9 protein-coding genes are annotated in these 6,503 nt (G+C 68.9%); all 9 read left to right on the forward strand.

Annotation, left to right across the window (positions count from 1 at the left end; all coding sequences use genetic code 11):
• Positions 1 to 34 precede the first annotated feature (34 nt).
• The 9 genes from sufD (at position 35) to Q0066_RS10325 (ending at position 6,437) form a co-directional block, all read left to right on the forward strand.
• Positions 35 to 1,189, forward strand: a complete 1,155-nt coding sequence (sufD, locus tag Q0066_RS10285; protein WP_298132592.1) for a Fe-S cluster assembly protein SufD — start codon at positions 35 to 37, stop codon at positions 1,187 to 1,189.
• On the forward strand, positions 1,186 to 1,518 hold the full coding sequence (locus Q0066_RS10290; protein ID WP_298132594.1) for a non-heme iron oxygenase ferredoxin subunit: 333 nt from the start codon (positions 1,186 to 1,188) through the stop codon (positions 1,516 to 1,518). Before sufD ends, Q0066_RS10290 begins: the two co-directional genes overlap by 4 nt.
• A 6-nt stretch (positions 1,519 to 1,524) precedes the next feature.
• Positions 1,525 to 2,292, forward strand: a complete 768-nt coding sequence (gene sufC, locus Q0066_RS10295; protein ID WP_298132595.1) for a Fe-S cluster assembly ATPase SufC — start codon at positions 1,525 to 1,527, stop codon at positions 2,290 to 2,292.
• A gap of 35 nt (positions 2,293 to 2,327) precedes the next feature.
• Positions 2,328 to 3,587, forward strand: coding sequence for a SufS family cysteine desulfurase (locus Q0066_RS10300; protein ID WP_298132597.1), 1,260 nt, complete (start codon positions 2,328 to 2,330; stop codon positions 3,585 to 3,587).
• Positions 3,584 to 4,036, forward strand: a complete 453-nt coding sequence (gene sufU, locus Q0066_RS10305; protein ID WP_298132598.1) for a Fe-S cluster assembly sulfur transfer protein SufU — start codon at positions 3,584 to 3,586, stop codon at positions 4,034 to 4,036. Before Q0066_RS10300 ends, sufU begins: the two co-directional genes overlap by 4 nt.
• 5 nt (positions 4,037 to 4,041) lie before the next feature.
• Positions 4,042 to 4,410, forward strand: coding sequence for a metal-sulfur cluster assembly factor (locus Q0066_RS10310; protein ID WP_298132607.1), 369 nt, complete (start codon positions 4,042 to 4,044; stop codon positions 4,408 to 4,410).
• Between the two features lie 239 nt (positions 4,411 to 4,649).
• Positions 4,650 to 5,636 (forward strand): SPFH domain-containing protein, encoded by a 987-nt coding sequence (locus Q0066_RS10315; RefSeq protein WP_298132599.1) that lies wholly within the window; start codon positions 4,650 to 4,652, stop codon positions 5,634 to 5,636.
• Positions 5,637 to 5,640: 4 nt separating this feature from the next.
• On the forward strand, positions 5,641 to 5,886 hold the full coding sequence (locus tag Q0066_RS10320) for a toxin-antitoxin system HicB family antitoxin (RefSeq protein WP_298132600.1): 246 nt from the start codon (positions 5,641 to 5,643) through the stop codon (positions 5,884 to 5,886).
• 71 nt (positions 5,887 to 5,957) lie between these two features.
• Positions 5,958 to 6,437, forward strand: a complete 480-nt coding sequence (locus Q0066_RS10325; protein WP_298132602.1) for a MarR family winged helix-turn-helix transcriptional regulator — start codon at positions 5,958 to 5,960, stop codon at positions 6,435 to 6,437.
• Positions 6,438 to 6,503 lie beyond the last annotated feature (66 nt).

Consider the following 6,503-nt stretch of genomic DNA (forward strand, 5'->3'; position numbering starts at 1 on the left):
TGATCGAACTGCAGATGGAAGGAGCCGTCGGCTGATGGCCGCACCCGTGATGGAGGCCGTGGAGGCCATCGAGTCGCACCTGCATCCCACCCCGTCGTGGGAGCTCGCCGACCACCCGCTGCCCAGTGGACGCGAGGAGGTGTGGCGGTTCAGCCCGCTGCGCGCCATGCGCGGCCTGCTGGCCGACGGCGGCCCGACCGGCGAGAACCTGGAGTGGGTGACCGACCTGCCCGCGGGGGTGTCCTTCGACCCGATCAGCCTGGCGGAGGCCCGTGAGCTGGCCGTCGAGGCCCCGATCGACCGGGTGTCGGCGCTGGCCGCGGCCAACGCCTCCTACGCCGCGCGGCTCACCGTGCCCGCCGGCCTGGAGCTGACCGACCCGATCGTGGTCAACGGCGCCGGCATCGCCGGCTCGTCGGTGGCCGAGCACCTGGTGATCACCGTCGGCGCCTACGCCAAGGCGACCATCGTGCTGCGCTACACCGGCACCGCCACCCTGGCCGACAAGACCGACCTGATCGTCGGCGACGGCGCCCAGGTCAACTTCGTCTCGATCCAGGACTGGGACGCCGAGGCCGTCCACGGCGGCCACCACAGCGTGCTGGTCGGCCGGGACGCCCAGGTGCGCACGGTGACCGTGAGCCTGGGCGGCAAGGTCGTCCGGCTGGCCGAGACCGCCAAGTTCGCCGGCCCGGGCGGCTCGCTGGAGCAGTTCGGCCTCTACTTCGTGGACGCCGGCCAGCACATCGAGCACCGGCTCTTCGTCGACCACAACGCCCCGCACACCCACAGCAACGTCGACTACCGCGGCGCCCTGCAGGGCGAGGGCGCACGGGCGGTGTGGATCGGCGACGTGCTGATCCGCAAGGTGGCCGAGAAGATCTCCACCTACGAGTCGAACAAGAACCTGGTGCTCACCGACGGCTGCCGTGCCGACTCGGTGCCGAACCTGGAGATCGAGACCGGCGAGATCGAGGGTGCCGGGCACTCCTCGACCACCGGCCGGTTCGACGACGAGCAGCTGTTCTACCTGCGCTCGCGCGGCATTCCCGAGGCCGAGGCCCGCCGTCTGGTGGTGCGCGGCTTCTTCGCCGACATCGTCCGCCGGATCGGCGTGCCCGAGGTCGAGGAGCACATGATGGCGGCCGTGGAGCGCGAGCTCTCGGTCACCATGGGGGCCTACGCATGACCTTTCGGCATGCCGCCACCATCGATGAGATCCCCGTCGGTTCCGTCATCGCGGTCGACCTCGGCGGCGACGCCGAGGTGGCCGTGGTGAACACCGACGAGGGCGTCTTCGCGATCCAGGACGTCTGCAGTCATGCCGAGGTCCCGCTCAGCGAGGGTGACGTCGACGGCTGCACGCTGGAGTGCTACATGCACGGTTCCCGCTTCGACCTGCGCACCGGCGTCCCGCTGGAGCTGCCTGCCACCGCACCCGTGCCCGTCTATCCCGTGCGGCTGGACGGCACCGACATCTACGTCGACATCGACAACCCGATCAATCAGGAGAACTGAAACCGAATGTCCACTCTGTCCATCACCGATCTGCGCGTCGACGTCCAGACCGAAACCGGCCCCAAGGAGATCCTCAAGGGGGTCAACCTCACCGTTCGTTCCGGCGAGGTGCACGCCATCATGGGCCCGAACGGCTCCGGCAAGTCGACCCTGGCCTACGCCATCGCGGGTCATCCGAAGTACACCATCACCGGCGGCTCGGTGAAGCTCGACGACGTCGAGCTGACCGAGCTCACCGTCGACGAGCGGGCCCGCGCCGGCCTGTTCCTGGCCATGCAGTACCCGATCGAGGTGCCCGGCGTCTCGGTGACCAACTTCCTGCGCACCGCCAAGACCGCCCTGGACGGCGAGGCGCCCAAGGTGCGCACCTGGGTCAAGGACGTCAACGCCGCACTCGACCGGCTCGGCCTCGACCAGACCTTCGCGGCCCGTTCCCTCAACGAGGGCTTCTCCGGCGGTGAGAAGAAGCGCAACGAGATCGTCCAGCTGGAGCTGCTCAACCCCGGTTTCGCGATCCTGGACGAGACCGACTCCGGCCTCGACATCGACGCGCTGCGGATCGTCTCCGAGGGGGTCAACCGGTACCACGCCCAGGGCGACCGCGGCGTGCTGCTGATCACCCACTACACGCGGATCCTGAACTACATCAAGCCCGACTTCGTGCACGTCTTCGTGGACGGCCGGATCGCCGAGGAGGGCGGCCCCGAGCTGGCCGAGAACCTCGAGGTCGAGGGCTACGAGCGGTTCGTCAAGGCCGCGGCCGCCGCCAACTGAGGCGACTCGGCGCAGTGCCGAGACAGGAGAGAGTCGTGAGCTACGACGTCGAACTGATTCGCGGAGACTTCCCCATCCTGGACCGTCGGGTGGGGGAGTATCCGCTGGCCTACCTCGACTCGGCCAACACCTCGCAGAAACCGCAGGTGGTGATCGACGCGCTGGTCGACCACTACGAGCGGCACAACGCGAACGTGGCCCGGGCCATGCACGTGCTGGGTGCCGAGGCGTCCGCCGCGTACGAGGGCGGCCGCGAGAAGGTGGCCGCCTTCATCGGCGCGGCGCGCGCCGAAGAGGTGGTGTTCACCAAGAACGCCTCCGAGGCGCTCAACCTGGCCGCCCACTCGCTGGGTGCCGGGTTGAAGCCCGGTGACGAGGTGGTCATCTCGGTGATGGAGCACCACTCCAACATCGTGCCCTGGCAGCTGCTCTGTGCCCGTACCGGGGCGACGCTGCGCTGGTTCGACATCACCGAGGACGGACGGCTCGACCTGGCCAAGGCGTCCGCCGAGAACCTGATCAACGGCAACACCAGGATCGTCTCGCTGACCTGGGCCTCGAACGTGCTGGGCACCATCAACCCGATCAGCCAGATCGCCGCGCAGGCGCACGCCGTCGGCGCGGTGATGGTGGTGGACGGCTCGCAGGCGGTGCCACAGCTCACCACGTCGGTGGCCGAACTGGGCGCCGACCTGGTCGCCTTCACCGGGCACAAGATGGTCGGGCCGACCGGCATCGGGGCGCTGTGGGGCCGCTACGACCTGCTCGCCGAGATGCCGCCGTTCCTCGGCGGCGGCGAGATGATCGAGATCGTGAAGATGACCGGCTCGACCTACGCCCCGCCGCCGTATCGATTCGAGGCCGGCACCCCGCCGATCGCCGAAGCGGTGGCGCTGGGTGTCGCCGCCGACTACCTGCACGAACTCGGCATGGCCGACGTGGCTGCGCATGAGCGCGACATCACCGGCTACGCGCTGGAGTCACTGGGCCAGATCGAAGGGGTGCGCATCCTCGGCACCACCTCCATCGGTCCGGAGGGACGCGGGGGAGCGGTCTCGTTCACCCTGCGCACCGCCGACGGGCTGGACATCCATCCGCACGACGTGATGACGTTCCTCGATTCGCGCGGCGTCGCCGTCCGGGGTGGCCACCACTGCGCCCGCCCGCTGCACGAGCGGCTGGGAATAACCGCCTCCACCCGGGCGTCGTTCTACCTGTACACCCTGCGGTCCGAGATCGACCAGCTGGTCGACGCGCTGGACTACACCAGGGACTTCTTCGGGAGGGTGGCGTGAGCGTCGAGGCGATGTACCAGGAGATCATCCTGGACCACTACCGCGAGAAGCATCACAGCGGCCTGCGTGAGCCGTACGGGGCGCAGGTGACGCACGTCAACCCGTCCTGCGGCGACGAGGTGATGCTGCGGGTCGCGCTGGACGGCGACCGGATCACCGATGTCTCCTACGAGGGCGTCGGCTGCTCGATCTCGCAGGCGTCCACCTCGGTGATGTCCGACCTGGTGATCGGCCGCACCGTCGACGAAGCCCTGGCGTTGCACGAGGACTTCACCGAGATGATGCACAGCCGCGGCGAGATGGAACCCGACGAGGACCGCCTCGAGGACGCGATCGCGTTCATCGGGGTGGCCAAGTTCCCTGCCCGAGTGAAATGTGCCCTGCTGGGCTGGTCGGCGTTCAAGGACGCCGCCGCTCAGGCGTTGGCGAACGAAAAGGAGTCACGATGACCGAAATGCGTCCGTCCGACCTGGTGGACGACACCTTCCCGGACAGCACCGCGCCCCCGTCGGCCCGTCCGAGCTTGGAGGACCTGACCGAGGCGATGCGCGATGTGGTCGACCCCGAGCTGATGGTGAACGTGGTCGATCTGGGGCTGGTGTACGGCATCCACCTCGACGACGACAACAACTGCACCATCGACATGACGCTCACCTCGCCCACCTGCCCGCTCACCGACCGGCTCGAGTTCGACACCGAGATGGCGCTCGACGGACTGGTGAACTCGGTGGCGATCAACTGGGTGTGGCTGCCGCCGTGGACCCTGGAGAACATCACCGAAGAAGGACGCGAGCAGCTGCGCGCGATCGGCTACAACGTCTGAGCTCGTCGCTGGTCGAGCTTGTCGGGGCCTCGAGCCCGGTGGACTTCTTAGGGAAGTGCTGATCATGCACGTCATCTCGGGCTGCGACCCGGGATCTCCGGCGGGAGAGATCTCGGCTCAAGTTCCGGGATGACGATGGAGGGCTTGGACGAGCCCATCCCTGAGCGACGTATCAGCCCTGGCCCGCTGACCCTCTAATCTGATATCAATTAGATATCGGATTAGAGGAGGTGTCGGCGATGCGTGAACATGACGAAGACCCGATGATGGGTAGGGGTGAACAGGCGGCTCCGGACGTCGAGCCCGCCGGGGTGCCGGTCGGGCACGCCGGGGCGCGGGTCGATGTGGCTGAGCGGCGCGCCTGGTCGGTCAACGGGCTGATCGGGCTGGCCGTGGTGCTGGCCCTGGTCCTGGGCGGGGCGTTCTCTGCGATGACCGTCGGCTGGGCACTGGCCGAGGAGCGGGAGAACCCGGGCGGCGTGATCCTCGCCGTTCTGCTCTGGTTCCTGGCCTCGGTACTGGGCAGCGCGCTCACGGTCGTCGGGCCGGGCGAGACCCGGGTGGTGCAGTTGTTCGGACGCTACATCGGCACCCTGCGTTCCGACGGCCTGCAGATGACGCTGCCGCTGGTCACCCGGCGCAAGGTGTCGGTGAAGGTGCGCAACTTCGAAACCAACGAACTCAAGGTCAACGACGCCGACGGCAACCCGGTGAACATCGCCGGCATCATCGTCTGGCAGGTGGCGGACACGGCCAAGGCGGTCTTCGCGGTCGAGGAGTTCACCGCCTTCGTCGCCGTCCAGTCCGAGGCGGCGCTGCGGCACGTGGCCAGCAGCCACCCCTACGACAACGCCGCGCCCGGTGAGGAGTCGTTGCGCGGTTCCACCGACGTGGTCGCCAAGGAACTGGCCGAAGAGGTGGCGGCGCGGATCGCGATCGCCGGCCTCGAGGTCGTCGAGGCCCGGATCTCCAGCCTGGCCTACGCCCCGGAGATCGCCCACGCGATGTTGCAGCGGCAGCAGGCGGCGGCGGTGGTCGCGGCCCGCGAGCAGATCGTCGAGGGCGCGGTCAGCATGGTGCAGGGCGCGCTGCGGCAGCTGGAGATGCAGGACGTCGTGGCGCTGGACGAGGAGCGCAAGGCCGCGATGGTCTCCAACCTGCTGGTGGTGTTGTGCGGCTCGAGTTCGGCCACCCCCGTGGTGAATGCCGGATCGCTGTATACCTGAGGCGATGTCCGAGCCGACCGACGAGACCGCGTCAGCGGGCGGCCGCAGCAGGCGGGCGGAGCGGAAGCCCGTCCTGTTGCGGCTGGACCCTGCCGTGCACGAGGCCCTCGCCCGGTGGGCGGCCGACGATCTGCGCTCGCTGAACGCCCACGTCGAGATGCTGCTCCGCGAGGCGCTGAAGCGGAGCGGACGGCTGCCCCGCGACGCCGGACCGTTGCCGCGCCGCGGGCGGCCTGTCAAGGAGGATTGACCCTCCCGATCAGCCCGCTGAGCGGGATGGCCCCTGGGGAAGGAAGGGCCTGGTGGCCTACGATCTCGGCTGTGGATGATGTGCGTTGGTTGTCCCAGGATGAGCAAGCCCTGTGGCAGAACTTCATCCTGGCGCAGCAGGACCTCGATCGGGTGATCTCGGCCGACCTCGCCGGCTGTGCCCTCTCGCATGCCGACTATGCGGTACTGGTCGGTTTGAGCGGCGGCGACGGCAGCGGCGTCCGGGTCGGTCGGCTGCGGGAATGGATCGGCTGGGAGAGCAGCCGGCTGGCGCACCAGTTGCGCCGGATGGAGAGCCGTGGACTGGTCACCCGCAGCCCGGCCGCCGACGACGGACGCGGCACCCTGGTGGCGATCACCGAAGAAGGGATGTCCCGCATCCAAGGGGCGGCCCCCGGCCATGTCCGCACCGTGCGCGCCAACTTCCTCGACCTGATGACCCCCGACGAGCAAGCCGTGCTGCGCACCGTGTTCGAGCGGGTCGCGCGGACCATCACCCCGGACCGCCCACCGCTGTCCGGCCTGTCCTGAACCCCGGCCCTACGCGGCCGCCCGGCCCTACCCGTTAGCGCCGGTTCTTCCCCCGCCCGGCTCTTC

Origin of the sequence: Micropruina sp. (genome assembly GCF_027492755.1) — a bacterium.
Lineage (GTDB): Bacteria > Actinomycetota > Actinomycetes > Propionibacteriales > Propionibacteriaceae > Micropruina.